The organism is Trichococcus sp. TS_SC_9 (genome assembly GCF_056156325.1).
In genome coordinates this window covers 38,451-61,146 of sequence record NZ_CM149591.1, presented here as the reverse complement: position 1 = coordinate 61,146, position 22,696 = coordinate 38,451, and the positions used below count along the sequence as shown (strand labels likewise).

The 22,696-nt window shown below is 44.2% G+C and carries 17 protein-coding genes and 1 pseudogene; all 18 read left to right on the top strand.

Going from position 1 to position 22,696, the window contains the following annotated elements; genetic code table 11:
- The first annotated feature begins 39 nt into the window (after positions 1 to 39).
- Positions 40 to 1,545: a hypothetical protein gene (locus tag AC0J5I_RS00240; protein ID WP_475301815.1), complete on the top strand. Its 1,506-nt coding sequence runs from the start codon at positions 40 to 42 to the stop codon at positions 1,543 to 1,545.
- 1,262 nt (positions 1,546 to 2,807) lie between these two features.
- Positions 2,808 to 3,932 carry a glycosyltransferase family 4 protein gene (locus tag AC0J5I_RS00235; protein WP_475301810.1) on the top strand — a complete coding sequence of 375 codons (1,125 nt, stop codon included), beginning with the start codon at positions 2,808 to 2,810 and terminating at the stop codon, positions 3,930 to 3,932.
- Between the two features lie 84 nt (positions 3,933 to 4,016).
- Positions 4,017 to 4,820 (top strand): glycosyltransferase family 2 protein, encoded by an 804-nt coding sequence (locus tag AC0J5I_RS00230; RefSeq protein WP_475301806.1) that lies wholly within the window; start codon positions 4,017 to 4,019, stop codon positions 4,818 to 4,820.
- 84 nt (positions 4,821 to 4,904) lie between these two features.
- The gene (locus AC0J5I_RS00225; protein ID WP_475301804.1) at positions 4,905 to 6,440 is read left to right on the top strand and encodes a lipopolysaccharide biosynthesis protein; all 1,536 of its coding nucleotides are present in this window, start codon (positions 4,905 to 4,907) and stop codon (positions 6,438 to 6,440) included.
- Positions 6,441 to 6,476: 36 nt separating this feature from the next.
- On the top strand, positions 6,477 to 8,297 hold the full coding sequence (locus AC0J5I_RS00220; protein ID WP_475301801.1) for a polysaccharide biosynthesis protein: 1,821 nt from the start codon (positions 6,477 to 6,479) through the stop codon (positions 8,295 to 8,297).
- Positions 8,298 to 8,518: 221 nt separating this feature from the next.
- A complete protein-coding gene (locus AC0J5I_RS00215) occupies positions 8,519 to 9,718 on the top strand; it encodes a DegT/DnrJ/EryC1/StrS family aminotransferase (RefSeq protein WP_475301799.1) in 1,200 nt (399 codons plus the stop codon).
- Positions 9,719 to 9,848: 130 nt separating this feature from the next.
- Positions 9,849 to 10,865, top strand: a complete 1,017-nt coding sequence (locus AC0J5I_RS00210) for a YveK family protein (RefSeq protein WP_475301797.1) — start codon at positions 9,849 to 9,851, stop codon at positions 10,863 to 10,865.
- An 11-nt stretch (positions 10,866 to 10,876) separates the two neighbouring features.
- On the top strand, positions 10,877 to 11,602 hold the full coding sequence (locus AC0J5I_RS00205; protein WP_475301795.1) for a CpsD/CapB family tyrosine-protein kinase: 726 nt from the start codon (positions 10,877 to 10,879) through the stop codon (positions 11,600 to 11,602).
- A gap of 381 nt (positions 11,603 to 11,983) precedes the next feature.
- On the top strand, positions 11,984 to 12,733 hold the full coding sequence (gene map, locus AC0J5I_RS00200; RefSeq protein ID WP_475301793.1) for a type I methionyl aminopeptidase: 750 nt from the start codon (positions 11,984 to 11,986) through the stop codon (positions 12,731 to 12,733).
- 199 nt (positions 12,734 to 12,932) lie between these two features.
- On the top strand, positions 12,933 to 13,673 hold the full coding sequence (locus AC0J5I_RS00195; RefSeq protein WP_475301788.1) for a YveK family protein: 741 nt from the start codon (positions 12,933 to 12,935) through the stop codon (positions 13,671 to 13,673).
- 13 nt (positions 13,674 to 13,686) lie between these two features.
- Positions 13,687 to 14,424: a CpsD/CapB family tyrosine-protein kinase gene (locus tag AC0J5I_RS00190; RefSeq protein ID WP_475301786.1), complete on the top strand. Its 738-nt coding sequence runs from the start codon at positions 13,687 to 13,689 to the stop codon at positions 14,422 to 14,424.
- A complete protein-coding gene (locus tag AC0J5I_RS00185) occupies positions 14,421 to 15,221 on the top strand; it encodes a tyrosine-protein phosphatase (protein ID WP_475301782.1) in 801 nt (266 codons plus the stop codon). Before AC0J5I_RS00190 ends, AC0J5I_RS00185 begins: the two co-directional genes overlap by 4 nt.
- A 457-nt stretch (positions 15,222 to 15,678) precedes the next feature.
- Positions 15,679 to 16,914 (top strand): LCP family glycopolymer transferase, encoded by a 1,236-nt coding sequence (locus AC0J5I_RS00180; RefSeq protein WP_475301779.1) that lies wholly within the window; start codon positions 15,679 to 15,681, stop codon positions 16,912 to 16,914.
- A gap of 72 nt (positions 16,915 to 16,986) precedes the next feature.
- The gene (locus AC0J5I_RS00175) at positions 16,987 to 17,928 is read left to right on the top strand and encodes an LCP family glycopolymer transferase (RefSeq protein ID WP_475301775.1); all 942 of its coding nucleotides are present in this window, start codon (positions 16,987 to 16,989) and stop codon (positions 17,926 to 17,928) included.
- A 283-nt stretch (positions 17,929 to 18,211) separates the two neighbouring features.
- Positions 18,212 to 19,252 carry a glycosyltransferase gene (locus AC0J5I_RS00170; RefSeq protein ID WP_475305758.1) on the top strand — a complete coding sequence of 347 codons (1,041 nt, stop codon included), beginning with the start codon at positions 18,212 to 18,214 and terminating at the stop codon, positions 19,250 to 19,252.
- A gap of 35 nt (positions 19,253 to 19,287) precedes the next feature.
- Positions 19,288 to 20,262: a glycosyltransferase family 2 protein gene (locus AC0J5I_RS00165; RefSeq protein WP_475301770.1), complete on the top strand. Its 975-nt coding sequence runs from the start codon at positions 19,288 to 19,290 to the stop codon at positions 20,260 to 20,262.
- 76 nt (positions 20,263 to 20,338) lie between these two features.
- Positions 20,339 to 21,862, top strand: coding sequence for a lipopolysaccharide biosynthesis protein (locus tag AC0J5I_RS00160; RefSeq protein ID WP_475301766.1), 1,524 nt, complete (start codon positions 20,339 to 20,341; stop codon positions 21,860 to 21,862).
- Positions 21,863 to 21,878: 16 nt separating this feature from the next.
- Positions 21,879 to 22,691: pseudogene (locus AC0J5I_RS00155) on the top strand (glycosyltransferase family 32 protein); the annotation flags it as partial.
- Positions 22,692 to 22,696 lie beyond the last annotated feature (5 nt).

Sequence of the window (22,696 nt, the reverse complement as noted above, 5' to 3'; positions counted from 1 at the left end):
ATTGGCACTGAGAAAAAGTATTTCAGGAGGTGGACTTTTATGAAAATTCAAAATGAATTAACGGAGTATTTTTGTGATACGTACAAAATAGATATGACGCAGGATTACACCGTCGAAGAGGTCGATGCCAAGACGCTCCTTACTGGCGAACGGTTGGATTTAGTTGCCAAAATCAAATACATCGAGTGCAGAGAAAAGGGCCAAAACACTGATTTTATAAAGGCACTCTACAGAAACCACATCGAAGCATTCACATTCGGAATCAATGCTGAAAGCGGCAATCAGGCAAAAAATTCGATTGATAAGTACTTTGAAACCTTCGATCATTTGATCGACACGATCAAACATAACGGATTTGATGCAGCGAAATCGGTTGTTCCAGTAGGAATGGACAACGTCATCATGGATGGCGCCCATAGGACAGCAATTGCTATCTACTTTGGATTGAAGCTCCCGATCATTCGTTTTCCCGAACTGTATCTCCGGTTCGATGCCGAATATTTCCGTAATCGTCTCATGGAACAAAAATACATCGATTATCTTGTCTTGGAATACTGCAAAATGAACCCAAACACCTATTTCGCAAGCGTCTGGCCTGCTGCCGGCGACAAAAAACAGCAAATAGATCAGATGCTGGCTTTGATGGAGAGCAGCTGCAAAATCATTTATTCAAAGAAAATAAATATGGACTTTGAGTCCTTGAATAATTTCATAGCACAAGTCTACATGAAGGAGGATTGGACCGGAACCTCGGAAAGCCAATATGAAGGATCAAAAGGCAAGACCAAAAATTGTTTCTTGTGGGGAAATGAAACGACCATCTATATTCTCGAATCGGCTACTTTTGAGGCTATCTTCAATATGAAGCAGAATATAAGGGAAATCTTCAAAATCGGTACTCACTCAATCCATATCACGGACAATCAATCCGAAACGATCAGATTGGCCAATCTGACTTTGAATCGGAATTCATTGGATTATCTGTTCCGCGGGAAACCGTTGATTTATACGGATTTCAACAAGAAAGTGTCCGAATTCAAGGCAGCCTTGATCGAACATCATTATGAACCGGATGACTTTATTGTTGCCTCCAGCGGCGTATTGGGTGTCTATGGATTACGGGATATCGGCGACATCGATTTTTTCACACTAAAACCTGATTACGAAGTTCTGGAAAATGACGGCTGCGAAAACAACCAAGCTTATGCTGGGTACTACGATAAACAGCTGGATGATCTGATCTACAACCCTGACAATTATTTGGTCTATAACGATATCAAATTCATTACGCTGGATGTTCTGCAAAAATACAAGGCGGTGAGAAACCGTGGCAAGGACCTTATTGACCTAAAATTGATCGCTGGCCTGACCAACAACGAGGAGACGAACAGTTATACGGGATGGTCAAAATCCCGGGTGGCACTCAACCGGGAGTACAGGCTTATAAATTATCGCATAAGGGTAGCTGCGTTCAAGGCATTGAAGCAATTGGGGCTGTACAGCGCAGTCAGACAGGTATATCGGGGAATCAAAGGGAAAAACTAGCGGATTATAACGCTCAGTTAAGTGAGGTGTTTCTTTTGTATATACATCATTATTTCTTTCTTGCATTTCTGTTGTTGAAACCATTTTATTTTTTCCCTTCAGGAGGAATTCAAATATCGGATCTATTTTTTATTGCTTCCTTCCTCCTGTACCTGCTTCTCGCGAAGAAAGGGGATAAAATAACGATCGACAAGGCGGATAAATGGTTGCTGTATTTTGTCACTTTGATTTTCGGAATAAATCTGATTTATTTTCTGATGTATGGAAAGTTTGGATTTATGATTTCATCCATTTACTATATGTACAATTTTCTGATTGTAGTGTTTTTTAGAATCTATGCAGACGATGAAGGATTTTTAATGATTTTAGAAAGGGTCTGCAAAATTAACATTATGATCCAAGTGCTCATATATGTATCGGGATTTGGCAGATTTTATTCAGAAAACCGATACATGGGGACTTTCAATGATCCGAACCAGATGGCATTCTTCATATTCATGTCTTTGATCACCGCTGTTACAATTAGCGAAATAAGAAATGCCCGACTCCATATATCTTATCATATCATGGCGATCGTTTTGATTTTCTTAACCTCTTCCACTGGGATGTTTTTGGGTATTGCGGTGTTCTATACCGTTCAGGCCTTAACGAAGGTCGTAAAAGTCATTAATCATGCATACAACGTCAAAGTTCTTTTGTTTATCATTGCTTCATTGATCATGGGCTTGCTACTCAGCGCAAAGATAGATGATTACATCACAACCTTTTCGCAATCATCTATCATCGCACGAGTGGAACAAAAGCTTGATAAATCAAGCGATAACAATGGGGGTTCAACTAATATCCAGGAAAGGGGAATAGACAAGCTGATACTTTATCCAGAGAAAACCATTTTTGGAGCTGGGGAAGGGTATTATGCCAGATTTGATAAAGCATATACGGATCTCGAAGTACATTCGACGGCATTAAGTATTTTCTTTTATTACGGTATTGTGCCGACAATGTTGTTTTTGATATGGTGTTACAAAAATATCCGCATCTTATCAGCAAGCAATGTCGCGGTGATACTGGCGCTATTCATCGAAAGTCTTACCTTGTTGAACCAAAGGCAACCGCTTTTTTGGATGATATTTGTCATTCTGAATATTCTCGCTAATAAAAAAATGGCTGATAATGAAGCATTATCGAGTGAGGAGTTGACGAATACGGCAATCAGTCCGACGGATTATTTCCAAAAAACGTGACACAAGGAGGACAAATAAATGAAAATTCTGTATGTTTCAACTACATCAGCAACAATCAATTCATTTTTAGTGCCGCACATAGAAATGCTGTTGGATTCGGGACATCAAGTAGACATGGCTTGTAATATAAGTAAGCCGATCAATCCGACTTTATTGGAACGCGGGTGCAGGGTATTCCCCATGGACTTTAGACGTTCGCCTCTAAAGAAAAGTAATTTCTTGGCATATCGAAATCTAAAAAAACTAATTGAGGACGGGGGATATGACTGGGTGCATACGCACACGCCAATCGCATCCACATTAGCAAGACTTGCCTGCAATAGGGGGAGCAAGGGTGTCAAGGTAATTTATACAGCCCATGGATTCCATTTTTTTGAGGGGGCACCATTAAAAAATTGGCTGACTTACTACCCGGTAGAAAAATGGTTAGCTGGGTATACGGATGTGTTGATCACCATGAATGAGGAAGATTATGAACGCGCTCAAAAAAAATTCAAGTCCAGAAAGATATGGTTAGTGAACGGGGTAGGGGTTAATCTGAATAAATTTACCGTTCAGACAGAAATAGAAAAAAACAGGGTGCGCCGGCAATATGGATTCGATCCAGAAATGTTCATCCTAGTATACGCAGCCGAACTGAGCGATAGAAAACATCAAGATTTGCTGATTGCAGCAATGGAAAAATTAGTGAGGGATATACCCAATAGTAAGCTACTTTTGATCGGTAAAGGCCCCAATCAGGAACGCTATCAAAGTCTGATAAATAAGCTGCAACTGAACGATCATATCGAGTTGACGGGATTCAGAGATGATGTCGACAAATTGATGATTATTGCCGATGTTGCCGTATCTTCCTCTCTCCAGGAGGGTTTGCCGGTGAACGTTATGGAAGCGATGGCGACCGGCTTGCCTTTAGTGGTGAGCAACTGCAGGGGGAACACTGATCTAGTCAAGGATGGGGATAACGGATTTGTCATAAACGATGGCTTGCCTGAGCAGTTTGCCGAAAAAATTCTCCAAATTTATTCGGATCGGGCATTAAGATCGGAAATGAAAAATGCAAATTTAGCTGCTATACAAAAATATTCCACCGAAAATGTGTTGAAGGATATGGATGAAATATACAAAGAATTACTTATGTAAACCTGTTGATATGGCTGGTGGTACCTCGGCAAAGTGACACCTTTCTTCTTGGTAAAGGAATCCGACGAATAGGAGGAAAACACTATGACAAAAATATCGGTCATCATGGGTGTCTACAATGGCTCAAAAAAACTGACCACTGCGGTCGAGTCAATACTAGATCAGACATTCACAGATTTTGAATTCATCATCTGTGATGATGGATCATCCGATAATAGCTTTGCGATACTGGAGGGACTGTTGCTTAGGGACAACAGGATTAAGCTTCTCAGGAATCCCCAGAACCTAGGTTTGGCGCCCACACTTAATAACTGCCTAAAGGTGGCTGTCGGAGACTATATAGCCAGAATGGATGACGATGACATCTCGCATCGGGATCGGTTCGAGAAACAAGTCGCTTTTTTGGATTCACATCCAGAGTACGCTCTATTGGGCACGAGCCGTAATATGTATGACAACCAAGGTATTTGGGGAAGTCTCGTTCATGAAGGTGAAAGGACAAAGCTCAATATCTATCATGGAGTGACATTTCTTCATCCTTCCATCCTCATGAGAAGAGAGGCTCTGCTTGATGTGGGTGGGTATACCACTGGCCCAGAAACCGAAAGGACAGAAGATTTCGATTTATGGTGCAAATTGTACGAAAAAGGTTACCGTGGTTATAATTTGAGTGATTTGTTGGTTGATTATTACGAAGCAAGGGATTCATACACGAAACGAAAATATAAGTATAGGATTTGCGAATACAGGTTAAAAAAGAAATGGCGGGAAAGGCTTGATTTGCCGTTGAAATACCAACTTCATGCCTACAAGCCGCTAGTTGTCGGTTTGATACCAGCCAAACTGTTGCGGACCTATCATGAACGGAAATTTAGGGTCAGGACATAAGCGGCAAGAGAGGTGTACGCTCCCTAATTTCAATTTGGGAGCGAGTCAGAAAAATTAAGCAAAAGAGCGCTGGGGGGGAAGTGTATGTCACGGACCAAAAATTCATTGGTTAATTTATCTGTAGCGATGGTTGGGGAACTGGTGGCTGTACCAATTGGTTTCGTGGCACGTATGGTTTTCATCAGGACTCTCGGGGCTGAGTATCTTGGCGTCAATGGGCTTTTCACTAGCATCCTGACGATGCTTTCGCTGGTGGAACTTGGGATTGGTCCGGCAATCGTATTCAGCTTATACAAACCTTTAGCGGAAAATGACAAAAAAAAAGTACAGGCTATCATGCACCTGTATAAAAAGGCCTATACCATTATCGGAACAGTGATAGCTGTTTTGGGCATAAGCATAACCCCTTTTTTATCGTACCTGATCAAGGATATACCTGACATTAAGAATATTCAATTCATTTTCTTGTTGTTCGTGATTAACTCGGCTATTTCCTATTTTTATGCCTACAAGCAAAATCTGATCATCGCTGATCAGCGTCGCTATCTGGTCACTGTCTATCGTTACGCTTTTTTCTCGATCGTCAATGTTTTGCAGATCGCATTCCTGTATCTCACCAAAAACTATGTCCTATTTTTGGCTGTGCGAATCGTCTGCACGTTGTTGGAAAATCTCTTGCTGGCAAGGAGTGCGGATAAGCTGTATCCTTTTTTACGGCAAAAACCAACGGAGCGATTGGATGGTGCCACGATTCAAGAAATCAAGAAGAATACCGGCGCGATGGTATCGCAGAAAATTGGGGAAATAGTGACGAATTCCACCGATAATATCGTGATTGCTGCAATGATAGGGACGATTTGGGTTGGTCTATATTCAAATTATATATTGATCACCGCTGCTCTGAATGGGATAATGGGCCAGTTTTTTACTGCGATTACCGCGAGTGTCGGGAATTTGGGCGCAACGGAAAGCAAAGAGAAACTACTTGCCGTTTTCCAAAAAATCCAGTTTGCAACTTTCTGGATTTTTGGCTTCAGTTCGATCTGCTTGTTCTACCTTATTAATCCTTTCATTGCAATCTGGGTAGGCAACGAATACTGGCTGAGTATGGATACAGTTTTGCTAGTGGTTATCCTATTTTATATTCAGGGCATGAGAAGAGCGGTACTCACTTTTCGGGAGGCGTTGGGGTTGTACTGGTATGATCGCTATAAACCTCTGTTTCAAGGGGTGATCAATTTGGCGATTTCAGTTGTGCTTGCACCGAAGCTAGGCGTTTCCGGCGTCATCATTGGTACAGTGATAAGCGTGTTGACCACTTGTTTTTGGATAGAACCGTATTTTTTATACAAAAAGGGCTTCGTTGCACCACTGAAATCCTATTACTTCAAATATGCCGTCTATACCGCAATCACGGTAGTTACCGGATTGGTGACAGGTGCAAGCGTAGCGTTCATTACGGGGACCACTTTAGCGGCGGTTATCGGAAAATTCATCGTCTGCCTGTTTGTTCCAAACATCATTTACTTGGTCATATTTTACCGTACTAAAGAATTTCAGTATTTTCTTATACTGGCAAAAAATATCGTTTTTAAAAAAGTAATTAAAAAAATTGGTTAAACCAGAAAGAAAATAGAATGTAAGGTGGTGTTTGAAATGAAGGCGTTATCTTTACGGGGGAAAATGGTTGTTTTGATGTTTGCTGATATCGGGTGTATCACATTGGCGGCTTTGCTGGCGTACTGGCTTCTTGAAAATTATATCGCTCTGCCGAATGGCTATTACTATGTAATGGTGGGCATAACATGTGGTATCTATATCTTATTGGGAACAATGCGGCATTTGTTCTCGAATATGCCCCATTATACGGACATACACGATGTAGTCATCAATATTAAGATTTTGTCGATTGCCTTTTTGCTGTCAGCAGTCGTTTCAACTGGGATTTTTGACCTGGTGAGTCGCCGCTACATTCTATTGACTTATCTTTTTAGCCTGTTTTTTATACCAGGGCTGCGGGTAACTTGGCGCATTTTTCGCGAACGCAATGAGGATCTTTCCCGACAGAACATTTCTGATGGAAGAGGAAAAGTCAGGACTTTGTTGGTCGGCGCTGGGGAAGGCGGCCGCCTCTTCATCTCAAGCCTGATACACCGGCCAAATGAGATTGAGATCATCGGCATCGTCGACAGGGATGAGAAGAAGCGCAATTATCGGTTAATGGGCATCCCCGTGCTGGGAAGGGAGGAAGACATCCCGCGACTGGTAGCCGAGATGGAGATCGATCAAGTGACGATTGCCATACCTTCGCTGAAGCCTAAGGAAATGGAACGCATTTTGGATTATTGCAACCAAGTGGGTGTGACAGTCAACCAGATGCCGAAGATAGAGGACGTCATGACAGGGAAATTGTCCGTCAACCGCTTACGCGATATTGATGTAGTCGATCTGTTGAGCCGAGAAGAGGTCGAACTGAACAAAGAGTTGATTTCCGAAAATCTGAAGAACAAAGATATTCTGATTAGTGGTGCAGGCGGATCGATCGGATCCGAAATTTGCCGACAAGTAGCGAAGTTTGAACCGAGAAGCATCATTTTATTGGGACATGGAGAGAATTCAATTTACTTAATCCATAGGGAGCTGAGCCTTCTTTATGGGAAGACGATAGATATTGTTCCCGTGATTGCCGATGTGCAGGATCGCAAGTTGATTTTTGAAGTGATGGCGCTCTATCAACCGGAATATGTTTTCCATGCAGCAGCCCATAAGCACATTCCGATGATGGAGTGGAATCCGCGGGAAGCGGTAAAGAACAATATTTACGGCACCAAAAATATGGCGGAAGCAGCTAAAGCCGCCGGAGTGAAGAGTTTCGTTATGATTTCAAGTGATAAGGCAGTTCGCCCCACCAATGTGATGGGTTCGACGAAGCGCATTGCGGAAATGATTGTGACGGCGCTGAACGAACCCGGAAAAACAAAATTTGCGGCGGTCCGTTTCGGAAATGTCTTGGGCAGCCGAGGCAGCGTCATTCCCGTATTCAAAGAACAGATAGAAAAAGGTGGGCCTGTGACGGTGACCGATTTCCGTATGATCCGTTATTTCATGACCATACCGGAGGCAAGCCGTTTGGTCATCCAGGCCGGCGTGCTGGCAAATGGAGGCGAAATCTTCATCCTCGATATGGGGGAACCCGTAAAAATAGTTGATTTGGCTAAAAAAATGATCAAACTGTCCGGCTACACGGAGGGAGATATCCCGATTGTCGAAACAGGGATACGCCCCGGAGAAAAACTCTACGAAGAGCTGTTGGCAGACGAAAGCTTGTTGGATAGCCAAGCCTACGAAAAGATATTTGTCGGGAAAGCATCCACCTATAAACTGGAAGAAACCCTCGCTTTTGCGGACGAACTCGTGCAGCTTCCTGTCGGAGAAATCCGTCAGAACCTGATTGATTATGCTTGTGAGCATCAATGATTGCCTGTAATCAAAAGAATTGATAAACCACCTAAAGAAATCTCCAACAAATACCTCGAAAGAAATCCTCAACAAAAGAACAATAAACAGAATAAACCACCTGATAAACCTCAAAACAAAACCTCAAGAGATCATTCAAAAAATCCCTCAAAAACAGTTTTGTGTATTTTTTTGAATAAACTGATCCTCGTTTTGCTGCCCACTGAAGGGAGACGGTTTTAATGAAGGAAAAAAAGGAAAAGAGAATATTGTTGGCTTCCCCTCATATGTCAGGGTACGAAATGGACTACATTCAAGAGGCATTCGATACGAACTGGATTGCTCCGCTAGGCCCAAATGTCACTGGATTCGAAAAGGAAACTTGCGCTTATACGGGCGCAAACTATGCAGAGGCTCTTTCTTCAGGTACGGCTGCTATTCATATGGCGCTGATGTATCTCCGTGTGGGAAAGGGTGACCTCGTTTTTTGCCCATCCTTGACTTTTTCTGCATCCGCTAATCCCATTATGTATCTAGGGGCAACACCGGTGTTCATCGATTCGGAAAGGGAATCATGGAATATGTCGCCGATAGCTTTGAAAAAAGCTTTTGTGAAATATCCTCATCCAAAAGCGGTTATCATCGTAAATCTTTACGGACAATCTGCCGATTATGATCAACTGAAGGCGATTGCGGATGAACACCATGTACCGATAGTGGAGGATGCCGCAGAAAGTTTGGGAGCCACCTACAAGGGTGTGAAGACGGGCACGATTGGGGAAATCGGAATCTACTCCTTCAACGGAAATAAAATCATCACTACGTCAGGTGGCGGTATGTTGGTGGCGCGCGAGAAAAAAATAATCGAGAAGGTGGAATTTTGGGCAACGCAAGCAAAGGAAAACGCCCCCTATTACCAACACAAGGAAATCGGCTATAATTACCGGATGAGCAATGTCGTCGCTGGAATCGGCCGGGGGCAGCTGCGGGTATTGGATGAACGGATCACCAAGAAAAAATACATTTTCGATTATTATGCGGATGCTTTTCAGGACTTGGAAGAGCTGGAAATGATGCCGATTGCGGCATACGGTGAACCAAATTATTGGCTCAGCTGCGCAACGATCAGACCGGAATTTGATGTGCGCCCGAAAGCTCTGTTAGACTATCTGGCATCGAAAAACATTGAAGGAAGACAGATCTGGAAACCGATGCATCTTCAGCCTGTTTTCAAAGGCGTAGAATTCTTCAGCAGCAATCCGGAAGGGACAAGTGTTTCGGAGGATATCTTCGCGAGAGGATTGTGCCTGCCGTCGGATACGAAGATGACGGATGATGATCTGGAAAGGGTCGTGACGCGGGTCAGCTGGTTTTTTGGTGCTGAGGCCGCGCGGAGATCGAGTTGGATTCTTACATTGATCCATAAGGGGATTCCTTTCTAGTGCCTAGGGAAATATGGTATAATGAAGACAAACATAAGGGGCGATACGGCAATTTGAAAGCCTTCTCATTAGATGCCTATTTGCTTTTGTCATTCTGATTGTCATAAGCTGAATACTAGGAGGGAATTCGATGAAGGAAGAAGTTTCATTAAGAGACCTGATGGCAATAATAAAGCAAAAAATGATGATCATCATAAGCTTTGGCGCCTTGGGACTTATACTCTCAGCAGTCTACACGTTTCTGATTGTGACCCCGATGTACGATTCTACTACCCAATTGTTGGTGAACCGTACAAACGATGGGACCAATAGTATTCAGCTCAATGATATCAATTCGAATGTACAAATGATCAACACCTACAAAGACATCATAAAAGGACCTGTCATATTGGATGGAGTCAAAGAGGATTTGGGCCTTGACTATACTGTCACGGAACTAGCGGATATGGTAGTGATAGACGTAAATCAGAATTCACAGGTTTTTTCACTGACTGTTACGGGACCTAATCCAGACGGAGCAGCTGAGATTGCCAACGGAATCGCAGCGAAATTTCAAAGTGCCATTTTCGACATCATGAATGTCGAAAATGTAAGTATCATTTCCGCAGCGGCTGTAAATTCAAAACCTGTATCTCCTGTCGTAGTGAATAACTTGGCGATAGGTTTGGGGATCGGCTTGCTGTTCGGATTCGGAGTAGCTCTGCTGCGGTATGCGATGGCGAAGACGATTGACGATTATCAGTTCATTACACAAAACATCGGCTGGCCAAATTTGGGTGCCATTTCAGAATTGAATAAAGAAGAGCAGTCCGCCATCGTTGCATTCGAGAAACAAAAGCTTGCAGCCGCGAAAACTGCAAAAGTAGCGGAATCGCCTATCTCAAAAAGGATTCCGGATGGAGAAATGCTTTCCGTTGCGGAAGAGCAGCCTAAAAGTCCTAGGACGACTGTTGAAAGTGCCGTCGATCAGGAAGTGGAAAAATCAGGCAAAAAGCACCCAAAACAGCATTCGTCCTCACATTCGGTCATGAGACGCGAACGACTGGTGACCGTTGCGGACATGTCTAGGGAAAAAATCGGCGACATCCTGCAGAACTATGATGTCACCCAAGCCGTGGATTCAGGCAACAAAAGGGGGAAGCGATGATGGTGGAGGCCGTGAAAAAAAAAGCAAAAAAAACAAAAAAAACCAAACAATCTAACCGCGTGTATGGGCTGATTACCTTGGCCATTCCGAACGCCCCTGTGTCGGAGCAATTCAGAACATTGCGGACCAACATCCAATTCTCAATGGTCGATAAAAAGCTGAAGTCACTGGCTGTCCTCTCGGCTACGCCTGCGGCCGGCAAGTCAACTGTGGCTGCGAACTTAGCAGTGACTTTTGCTTTGCAAGGAAACCAAGTGCTGTTGGTGGACTGCGATTTACGTAGGCCATCTGTTCACCGTGAATTCGGAATACACAACAACGAAGGTCTGACGAATTTGTTGGCCAATCATGTCGGCAAGGGCATTGATGATTATCTGCATACATCTGAAGTTCCGGGACTGTCCATCCTGACTGGCGGACCGGTGCCGCCGAATCCGGCAGAATTACTGTCCAGCAATCGGATGAAGCAACTGGAAATGGATGTAGCGGACCGGTTTGATCTGGTAATCTATGATACACCGCCATTGTTGGGGTTCACCGATGGACAAATCCTGTCCGGTAGGGTCGATGGAGCCGTCTTCGTCGTGCACTTTGGTGAGGATACGAAAGAGGATGTCCTGAAGGCATCAGATTCATTGAAAATGGTCAACGCCAATGTGTTGGGCGTCGTTTACAATCGTGCTCCTGGTGGCCAAAAAGAGCACAGCTATTATTATGGCTACCAAGATGAAGAGTGATTTGTGCATATGGATGCGGATGTATGTGTTAAAGACAGAACAGGACGGTCTCGGATGAGGTCGTCTTTTTTTGCGGAACAATCGGCACCTTCCGTTCAGCCGCCTCAGCTCCGGGGAAAGCGTCGCTCATCGAAGTTCACACCCCAGAAAAATGCTGTCCTCCGGCGAGACACCCTTCGCCGGAGAAGGGACTCGGGACAACTATGCCCTTTCAATGAAGCCGTCGCTGACCGGAGGAGCCGGTACCCCCACATATCCCGCTCCTTCGCAAAAACTAACGAGCAGTCAGGAATTTCATCATCAGAAGAAAATTATTTAGCCATCTCACCCATTTCATGTATAATGAAAAAGAATACTTTATAGGAAGAGGATAGAACAAATATGATAACTTTAAAATCAGAACGTGAAATTCAAGCGATGGAAGAGTCAGGTGCCATTTTGGCGGGAGTCCATGAAGAATTACGCGGTTTTATCAAGCCGGGTTTGACGACGATGGAGATCAATAACTTTGTGCAGTCGCGTATTGAAGCGGCTGGTGGCATCTGCGAACAAATCGGTTTCGAAGGATACGAATACGCGACTTGCACCAGTGTCAATGACGAAATCTGCCATGGCTTCCCGGGCAAATATGTATTGAAGGACGGAGATCTGATCAAGGTCGATACGGTCGTGAACTACAACGGGGCCATGTCTGATTCATGCTGGAGCTATGTGGTCGGTGAGGCTGCACCGGAAGTCCAACGTCTGATGGAAGTGACCGAAAAAGCATTGTATCTCGGCATTGAGCAAGCGAAAGCAGGCAACCGTGTCGGCGATATCGGCCATGCAATCCAGACCTACGTCGAAGGCGAAGGGTTCTCAGTCGTCCGTGAATTCATCGGGCACGGCATCGGGCCAACGATGCACGAAAGTCCGTCCATTCCGCATTACGGGGTCGCCGGCAAAGGCCTGCGCCTGAAGGAAGGCATGACGATTACGATCGAGCCGATGGTAAATACAGGCGTTTGGAAGTCCAAAATGGATGAAAACGGTTGGACAGCCCGCACGAAAGACGGCGGTCTTAGCTGCCAGTTCGAGCACACGATTGCGATCACTAAAGAAGGCGCAAAAGTGTTGACACAGCAAAAATAAGGCAGGGGCATTAGTGGTGGAGGCTCTGAATAATAATTCAGGGCTTTTTTACTCGGAATTAAAAAAAAATAATTATAGTTATTTCAAACATAGTATAGTAAACTATCTTAAAGTGAGGAAATCTGGCATCATGAGCCAAACTTTCTCAATTAATGTGTTTTTTATAGCTATTCAAGAGATTTTTAGCAGGAGGGAAATCATGGAAGAAGAAATATCGTTAGGCGAAATTTTTGCAATATTAAAACAACGTATCGGGGCCATCATTACTTGGAGCTTGACTGGCCTACTATTGGCTTCATTGTATACATTCTTTTTTGTGACACCGTCGTATCAATCAACATCCAAAATCGTTGTGAATCAGACGCAAAATGCTGAGCAGGCGATTACCAACACGGATATCCAGACGAACCTGAGTTTGATCAATACCTATCAGGGTATCATCAAAGAACCGATCGTATTACAAGATGTCATCACTAACACGGGATCTAAACTCACTTTAGAAGAGTTACGCAATAAATTGACAGTTCAAACTGAAGATAGTTCTTTGGTATTTGGTATCACAGTTGCCGATGAGAATCCATTTACTGCTGCAGAACTTGCAAATGCAACGGCATCATCTTTTGAACAAAAAATCGGTGAGATTCTGGATGTCAGCAGTGTGACGATTTTATCTCAGGCTGTCGCAAATCCGAATCCGGTTTCCCCGAATACACCAATGAACCTTGTTTTGGGACTTTTGGTCGGGATGATGATTGGTGTGGGACTTGCATTCCTAGCCGAATTCATGGATAAGACAGTCAAGGATGAAAAATTCCTTGAGCAATTAGGTTGGTCTAATCTGGGATCCGTTTTACAAATGACGGAAGAAGAATTATCCTCCACAAGATTTGTTCAAGTAACATCCGAAGTAAAATCGCGTAAAGCGAAACGACGCGTATAGGAGACGATAGAATATGTTTGGAGACAGTAAAAAAAAGATAAAGAGATTGGATAGTCAACAACGAAAAGGCCTAAGTATGATTTCAAGATTGCGCCCTAAATCCGTTATTGCTGAGCAATATCGAACTATCCGTACGAATATTCAATTCTCAATGGTTGATCGAGATGTAAAATCAATCGTAATGACTTCATCGGGGCCCTGGGAAGGGAAATCAACTACGTCTGCTAATCTGGCTTCTGTCTTTTCCGATCAAGGGAAGCGTGTGCTGTTAGTGGATGCGGATTTGCGTAAGCCAACTGTACAACGGACATTCGGTTTAAGTAATGTGGAAGGTTTGACTACTTTATTGAGTAGTCCTGAGAGGCCCGTAACTGAAATTATTCAACAGATTGTTGGAACAGATTTACATACATTGACAAGCGGACCCATTCCACCCAACCCGTCGGAATTGTTGAATTCTAACCGCATGAATACTTTGATGGAACAACTTGAGGAAATGTACGATATCATCATCTATGATATGCCTCCAGTGACTTCAGTGACCGATGCGCAAATTATGGCTTCTAAAGCCGACGGGGTTGTTTTTGTGGTCCGGTACGGTGTTTCTCACAAAGCCTCCGTATTGAACGCAAAGGAATTGTTGGAAATGGTAAATGCGAATATATTAGGTATTGTATTCAATGGTGTTGAGAAAAGAAATGACCAAGCCTATTACGGATATGGTTACACAAGTGAGGAGGCTACGAATTGATTGACCTACATTGTCATCTCTTGCCTGGTGTCGATGATGGCGCTCGAACACTCGAGGATTCCCTTGCAATGGCAGAAAAGGCTGTTGCAGAAGGAATCACCCATATTTTAGTAACACCGCATCATAATAATGGCAAGTATTTGAATCCGAAAGCGACTGTAGTGGAGGCTACAGAAGCTCTTCAAACCGAATTGGACAATCGTGGAATTAAGCTAACTCTATATCCAAGTCAAGAAGTCCGTATCAATGGTGATTTACTGAAAGATATTGAGAATGAGGACATTTTATTCATCGATGAAGAAAAGCGATATTTATTGATTGAATTTCCGACTTTATCGATTCCTGAATATACTGAAATACTATTCTTTCAACTTAGACAAAAAGGCATCACGCCAGTAATCGTTCATCCAGAGCGGAATCAGGCGATCATTGATGATCCAAATACATTATTACCTTTCATCGAGAGAGGTGCATTAGCACAAGTAACAGCCGCTAGCTATATAGGGGTATTCGGAAAAGAAGTTGCACGAGTAAGTTGCCGCTTGATCGAAGCCAATCTCGTGCATGTCATTGCATCGGATGCGCATAATACGCGTGGAAGAGGTTTTTATAATAAAAGAGCTTTTGCCCAACTGGAAAAGCAGTTTGGATCGGAAAAGGTCCGGTATTTCCAGGAAAATGCCAAAAATCTGCTAAATGGGGATGCAATGCACACGGACGCTCCTGTTGAAGTAAGTACAAAAGGTAAATGTGGCCCTGTGGCGAGACTTAAATTTAGTTTATTTAACGCAAGATAGCATGGAGTCATTGGAAACAATACATACACGAGTTGAATGATCAGTTTCAGGTTGCTAACAAAAGATTGTTTTTTTTGCAAACTAATGCCTGGCGGATTCATCCTCCCGGAATGAAATCAGTCTGAGGAACAGTATTCCTGTTCTTTGGGCTGATTTCTTTTGTTGCAGAGGTTGCTAGGGCAATTAGATGGCTCGTTTATTTCGGTTGTGTTACTAATTCCCAAAGCGTCTTGATTGTTCATCAGTTTATTGATAATATTATTAAGATTCTATGACAAGTGCCCTCGAAGAAACAGGCGGGCTTCTTTTTGCATGGACTGCGATATCTTATATAGTTATGTTTAATAAAATACTTGATGAAAGAGTATTGCTGGCAAGGACAGGGCAGAACAGGAGTATTCCTGAAGGACAATTGTTTTATGCACTAATATTCATTCAAGAGAAAGAGGAACGATTAATGAATGAAACCAGAAAAAGCAAACAAGGGAGAAAAAGAATATGGAAGGCTATCTTTTCAATCCTGATGATTGGGATGGTAGGCGTCGTAGCCTACTTGTTCAAGGCATATTCTGATATCGGTAGCACCGCTGAATCGATTTATAATGAGGTCAATGTTGTAGAAATGCGGGAAGAGTCGATCGAAGTCGAAACAGCCACTCAACCGATTTCCTTCGTGTTATTGGGGGTTGACACCGGTACGGCTGAGGAGGAACGGACGGAAACAGGTCGAAGCGACACGATCATTGTCTGTACGGTGAATCCGAACACGAAAACAACTACTCTCTTGAGTATCCCTCGCGATACTTATTCGGAAATTATAGGATATGGTGATTTATATGATTACTACGGCGACTATTATGACAAGATGAACCATGCCTATGCATTCGGAGGCACGGAGATGTCCATCAATACGGTTCAGGAATTTTTGAATGTCCCAATCGATTATTATGTTGAAGTGAATTTTGACGGATTGGTTGATATCGTTGATGCAGTAGGGGGAATCGAAATCACGAGTCCATTGACGTTTGACTTCTATGGCCCGCAGTTTATTGAAGGCGAAACTCGTACTTTGACAGGATTTGAGGCACTTCAATTCGCACGCATGCGCAAACAAGATCCGGATGGTGATCTTGGCAGACAAAAGAGACAACAGATGGTCATCAAAGCCATTTTGGATAAGGTTCTGACGATGGGAACGGTCGTGAACTACAAAAATATTTTGGCCACTTTGGAAGACAATGTTCAGTTGAACATGTCATTGGACGAAATTCTTTCAATCGCCAGTGGGTACCGCAAGTCCATGGAGACTTTCCAGCAGTTCTATGTTGAAGGACAGGAAGTCTACATCGATGAGATATACTATTATTACGCGAGTCCAGAAGAACGTTTGCGTCTGTCAAATATTTTGCGGACTGAATTGGAATTACCAGAAGTGGCACTTGAGGATATTTCAACTTCCGGCAACGAACCTTATTTCGAAACACAACAGTATGGGACAGATTCTTCCAGCACGGATTCACCATATGAATCATCAACATACGGTCAAAGCGATGTTTACACGCCGAACTATTCCGATCCGTATTATGATGAAACGGTAACAGAGGAAACCTATACTGAAGATTATAATTATGATGAAACGGATACTAATTACGAAGAAGATCCCAACACATCAACATATGATTCAAGTTATTGATCACTAAAAAACATTGAACACAGTTTCATTGGAGGCTGTGTTTTCTTGTGAGGAAAGAAGAGGAAAATCGAAATGTCTGGAAAAAGAAAACGAAAACACAAAAAAAATTTGGCGCTGAGAATCTTCTTAGGTGTTTTGGCTGTACTGATATTGACCGGTGGAAGCTATATTTATTCCGTTTATCGGAATCTGAACAAAACGACAGACACTATCTATAACCCTGTAGAAACCCAAGCGGTTAGGGCTGCTGGAGTTGATTTGACGCAACAGACGCCGATTTCGATTTTATTGATGGGAATCGATAACGGCACCGAGGATCGGACCGAAGCTGGCAGATCAGATACCATGATTGTGGCGACTGTAAATCCGAAGACTCAAACTACGACGCTTGTTAGTATCCCACGCGATACATTCTCGGAAATAGTCGGCAATAACTCTTACGACAAAATCAATCATGCCTATTGGTTCGGAGGAGCAGAAATGGCCATCAATACGGTTCAGAAATTATTGGGCATTCCGATTGATTACTATGTTTCCGTAAATATGGAAGGGCTACAACAGCTTGTTGATGCGGTGGGGGGTATCAGTGTTTCGAGTCCAATGGCGTTCACATCCGGAAATTATACGTTCGTGGAAGGCTTAAACGAAATGGATGGAGCAGCTGCATTGGCTTATTCCCGCATGAGGAAAGATGATCCCAACCAAGATACCGGTCGTCAGGATCGGCAACGACTTGTAATTGAATCAATCATCAAGAAAGCTGCATCATCAGATATTTTATTGAATTACCAAGATATTTTGTTATCTTTGTCCGCAAACGTCGAAACCAACCTGCAGGTGAGCGACTATCTGGCATTACAACAGAATGGATACGTATCTGCGGTATCGAACATGAAGCAAGACCATTTAGGTGGCGTAGGTGGCTTACGTGATGACATTTATTACAGCTTCGTAGATGGTGCTGAAATGAATCGGGTTCAAGAAGTGTTGAAAATGGAACTGGAATTACAATAAGAGCCAAAAAGACGAGATCAACTGCCTCGTCTTTTTTGTTGCAATCAGAGTATCTCTTTGCCAAGAGTCTTAGGGGGGATAGTATTTCCAAAACCAATCCAGTTCAGAAATCCATGATCCGCAGTTACAATTTTGTTAAGATTGTTGTTTTTCCTTTTTCATTCTTAGTAATTACCTTATACTAGAAGGTAATGGGCTAGGTGCGCTAACCACAAGAGAAAGTGCAGCGCCAGTCAAGACATTCTGCACAGCAGAATCGGGAGGAGGACCTAGGGTGAAACCAATGGTCAGCATCATTGTGCCGGTCTATAATGCGGCACCTTATTTAAAGCAATGCGTCGACAGCCTGACAAATCAGACGCTAAAACAAATCGAAATCATACTGATAAATGACGGTTCTACAGATGGCAGCTTGGCCGTCTGTGTCGAGTTAGCTTCCAAGGACGATCGGATCCGCTTGATCGACAAACTGAACGGCGGCGTGTCGGAAGCGCGCAACGATGGTCTGCGCGTAGCTACCGGTGCGTATTTGGGTTTCGTCGATCCCGATGACTGGGTGGATGTGGACATGTACGAACGGATGCTTGCGACGCTGACGACAGCGCAGTCGGACATCTGCATGTGCAATTATGTCAAGGAAACGAAGGAAGGCACCGTTCCCGTTCTGATGAAACAATCCGGGACCATCGAAAAGACAGCCATCCTTGGTGATCTTGTTGCGAACGTCATTGCCAAACCGAGCTTTCGAAGCGGTGAAACGGACATCATGGGCAGCGTTTGTCGCCTATTGGTCAGCCGCGAGCTGCTCGAAAAGGAGAATATCCGGTTCGACAAGGACGTAGCTTTCATGGAAGACTTGCTTGTCTGCGTGGAATCTTTCCTGAAATGCGAGCGCATCACCATCGATGGCGGTGCCTATTACCACTACCGTGTTCATGAAAGTTCGACGGTCATGGCCTATAAGCCGCAATTCTACCAACGCCAGAAACAAGCTTTCGCGAAGCTGCAGGCATTGCTAGTACGTGAGGGTGTAACGAATGCATTGGCGATGCGCTTGGCAAACCGCTACATCATCATCGCCTTGCTGTCGTTGGCAAACGAGGCGCATAAGGACAATCCGATGCCGTTCCGTGAGAAAATCCGTAACATCGGTATGATATTGGCAGATAATGAGTTGGCCGCGAACCTCGAGAAAATCGATCTGAATGAAGTGGAGTCCCGCAAAAAATTGGAACTAAGCCTGATGAAGAGAAGAGCGAGCGTGGCACTTTACCTCTATTTCAGCGTATTCAACAAAATAAAGGCCGCATTGGGCAAAGGCTGATCAAGCCACCCCAGGCAACAAGGAAGGGTTTTGAGATGAGCGAATTGATCAGCATAATTGTGCCGATTTACAAGGTGGAGGCTTATTTGCCCCGTTGCGTAGATTCAATACTGGCACAAACACATAAAAATCTGGACATTATCCTGGTGGACGACGGATCTCCTGACAACAGTGGGAAAATCTGCGATGCCTATGCCGAAAAGGATAAACGCATAACGGTCATCCATCAATCCAACGGTGGCTTATCGGACGCCCGCAACGCAGGCATCGCTATTGCTAAGGGTGCGTATCTGACATTCCTGGACAGCGACGATTGGATTCCGGCAGAATACATCGCCTACCTGTACAACCTATTGAAGGAAACAGACAGCGCCATTTCGCTCTGTAATTTTCTGAAGACCACTACGGAAAAACTGCCTGTGACGACCGAACCGGAAATGGTGACGGTCATGAAGAATGACGCTATTTTGACGAAATACATCGACTTGGGCGATGATTTCCATCCGCAATTGGTCATGGCTTGCGGGAAACTGTTTGAAGCGAGCTTGTTCAAATCGATCCGTTTCCCGGTCGGCAGACTGCATGAAGACGAGTTCACGACTTACAAGCTGTTCCATTTTGCGCCGCAGACGGTGATCTCAAAAAAACCGCTCTACTATTATTGGCAGCGCGAGGATAGCATCATGGGAGAAGCAGGCTTCCGTCTGCAGAACAAACTCGATTATATGGACGCATTGGTTGAACGGGCAGCTTTTTTCCATGATGTGGGCAGGCTGGAATTGAGCGACCGCACTTATAAATCGTTGTTCTCTGAAGCTTTATCGGTCAATCTGCAATTGGATGAGCGCAAAGAGACAGAGGCTAAAACAACGGTCAGGGGCATCCTCAAACAAGCACGCAACGCCTTGAAACGCACAGGTCGTTCGAAATTGGCCTTTATGTACAATACCTACCTTTCTTATGAACGACCGATTGCTTGGGCTTACCGCACTTATAAAAAATTGAAGTAATCAGGAGATGCTGCTTCATTTTCCGATTATTCTGGCTCTGAGGCAGCCTTTTTTCCTGAACGAAAAGAGGGTTACAGTGGATAAAAATAAACAATTCGCCATCAATATGATAGCGCAGGTTGTCGGCTTCGTCGTGATGATGGGTATCAGCTTCCTGTTGACCCCGTTCGTCGTAGAGCATGTCGGCAGCGAGGCCTATGGGTTTGTCGGCTTGGCTAATAACTTTGTCGGCTACGCGCAGGTCATCACTGTGGCTTTGAACTCGATGGCCAGCCGTTTCATCACAATAAAAATCACCGAAAATGATGTGGAAGGATCGAACCGTTATTTCACTTCGGTCGTCATCGCCAACATCGTGACAGCCTTAGTATTGAGCGTACCTTCGGCCATCATCATCCTGAATCTGAACAAGATCGTCAACGTGTCCGATGCGATTCTGATCGATGTTCAATGGCTATGGGCATTCATCTTCCTGAATTTTCTGGTCAGCATCATTTCGTCCACGTACAGTGTTGCGACGTTCGTCCGCAATAAGTTGTACTTATCTTCGCTGCAAGGTATTATCTCCAACATCCTGCGGGTAGCGGTGCTGATCGCAGCGTTCAGTTTTTTCGTTCCCTCAGTCTGGTATGTTGGTTTGGCAGCATTCGTGGCCTCGCTCTATATCTTCGTTTGGAATGTCCATTATACGCGCAAGCTGATTCCTGATATAAAAGTCAAACGGCGCTATTTTGATGTGAAAGTCATCAAGGTGCTACTGTCATCCGGTATCTGGAACAGTTTCACGCGGTTGAGTTCGATCCTGTCCACCGGTTTGGACCTGCTGGTGACGAACTTGTACGTCAGTTCGGCAGCGATGGGTGTACTATCGGTCGCGAAAACGGTGCCGAGCGCGATTCTGACTTTGTTCGGGACTTTGGCGAGCGTTTATGCGCCGCAACTGACGATCAGCTATGCGGAGAACAACTACGCGGAAATGAAGAAACAGTTGATGTCTTCGATCAAGTTCCTGGGACTGTTCGCCTGCATCCCGGTAGCGGCACTTTTCGCTTATGGAGAGATCTTCTATAAGCTGTGGGTACCGACTCAGGATGCCCATCTCCTGTACATGCTGACGATTTTGTCCTGCATCGAGTTTATGTTCGTCTTGCCGTTGGAAGGGCTATGGAACCTCTTTACGGCGACAAACAAGGTCAAGCAGACTTCAATCTACATGTTCGCCAACTCGATTGTTACGATCATCATCGTCTTGGTGGCTTTGCAGTTTACGAATGATGACACGTTGAAATTGTACATCATTGCTGGGACGAGCACAGCCTTTGCGGTGATCCGTTCCCTGTTCTTCCTGCCGATTTACGGGGCGCATTGCCTGAACATCAAATGGACGTCTTTCTATCCGTCCATCCTTAAGAACACGCTGTCGGTCGTTGTGGCCTCGGTTTTCTCGCTGTTGGTCCGTAACTTCCTTCCGATCGACGGTTGGGCGATGCTGATTTTTGCCGGCATCCTGACGAGCATCTTTGCGATTGCCTTCAACTTCATTGTGCTGTTGAATAGGGATGAACGTACGGCTGTCGTAAAAAAAGTGTTGCGCAAATAAAAGGGAACGAAAGGGGAAACTCATGACGAAGATACCAAAAATCATCCATTACTGCTGGTTCGGCGGTGCGCCGATTCCAGAAAAAGACAAAGCTTGCATCGAAAGCTGGAGGAAGTTCTGTCCGGATTACGAAATCATCGAATGGAACGAAAGCAATTATGACATAACAAAAAACCGCTACATGAAGGAAGCCTACGACGTTAAGAAGTGGGGCTTCGTGCCGGACTATGCTCGCTTGGACATCGTCTATACGCAAGGCGGCATCTATTTGGATACGGATGTGGAGATCATCCGCAACATGGATCCGCTGTTGGAAGATGAAGCATTTATGGGCTTTGAGGACGGCAAATTTGTCGCGCTGGGATTGGGATTCGGCGCCGCAAAAGGCAATCGACACATCAAGGCGATGCGCGATGTCTACGAAGGGGTTTCCTTCCTAAATCCGGACGGGAGTTTCAATACCTTGCCGAGTCCGCATTATACGACTGATTATTTGTTGGGAAAAGGTTTGCAGCAAAACGATGCTTTCCAGAAAATCGAAGGCATTAGCATCTATCCGAAAGCGTATTTCTGCCCGCGTGATTATTACACAGGGGCCATGAGCCTGACCGAAAATTCTTATACAATTCATCATTACAATGCGTCCTGGCTATCCGACAAGGAAAAGCTTAACTACGAACGTAAACTTCACTTGATCGAACGCTATGGCAAAACGGCTGGAACGTCTCTGCATTACGTCCTGTCGCTGCCGGATATCCTTAAAAGAAATGATATCGGTGATTTGAGCGGGAAAGTGCTGAAGAAGATCGGCAGCCTTTTCCGGAAATAACCCGC

Coding starts and splice junctions, on each gene's coding strand:
- AC0J5I_RS00240 (WP_475301815.1), top strand. CDS start 40: ATGAAAATTCAAAATGAATTAACGGAGTATTTTTGTGATACGTACAAA.
- AC0J5I_RS00235 (WP_475301810.1), top strand. CDS start 2,808: ATGAAAATTCTGTATGTTTCAACTACATCAGCAACAATCAATTCATTT.
- AC0J5I_RS00230 (WP_475301806.1), top strand. CDS start 4,017: ATGACAAAAATATCGGTCATCATGGGTGTCTACAATGGCTCAAAAAAA.
- AC0J5I_RS00225 (WP_475301804.1), top strand. CDS start 4,905: ATGTCACGGACCAAAAATTCATTGGTTAATTTATCTGTAGCGATGGTT.
- AC0J5I_RS00220 (WP_475301801.1), top strand. CDS start 6,477: ATGAAGGCGTTATCTTTACGGGGGAAAATGGTTGTTTTGATGTTTGCT.
- AC0J5I_RS00215 (WP_475301799.1), top strand. CDS start 8,519: ATGAAGGAAAAAAAGGAAAAGAGAATATTGTTGGCTTCCCCTCATATG.
- AC0J5I_RS00210 (WP_475301797.1), top strand. CDS start 9,849: ATGAAGGAAGAAGTTTCATTAAGAGACCTGATGGCAATAATAAAGCAA.
- map (WP_475301793.1), top strand. CDS start 11,984: ATGATAACTTTAAAATCAGAACGTGAAATTCAAGCGATGGAAGAGTCA.
- AC0J5I_RS00195 (WP_475301788.1), top strand. CDS start 12,933: ATGGAAGAAGAAATATCGTTAGGCGAAATTTTTGCAATATTAAAACAA.
- AC0J5I_RS00190 (WP_475301786.1), top strand. CDS start 13,687: ATGTTTGGAGACAGTAAAAAAAAGATAAAGAGATTGGATAGTCAACAA.
- AC0J5I_RS00180 (WP_475301779.1), top strand. CDS start 15,679: ATGAATGAAACCAGAAAAAGCAAACAAGGGAGAAAAAGAATATGGAAG.
- AC0J5I_RS00175 (WP_475301775.1), top strand. CDS start 16,987: ATGTCTGGAAAAAGAAAACGAAAACACAAAAAAAATTTGGCGCTGAGA.
- AC0J5I_RS00170 (WP_475305758.1), top strand. CDS start 18,212: ATGGTCAGCATCATTGTGCCGGTCTATAATGCGGCACCTTATTTAAAG.
- AC0J5I_RS00165 (WP_475301770.1), top strand. CDS start 19,288: ATGAGCGAATTGATCAGCATAATTGTGCCGATTTACAAGGTGGAGGCT.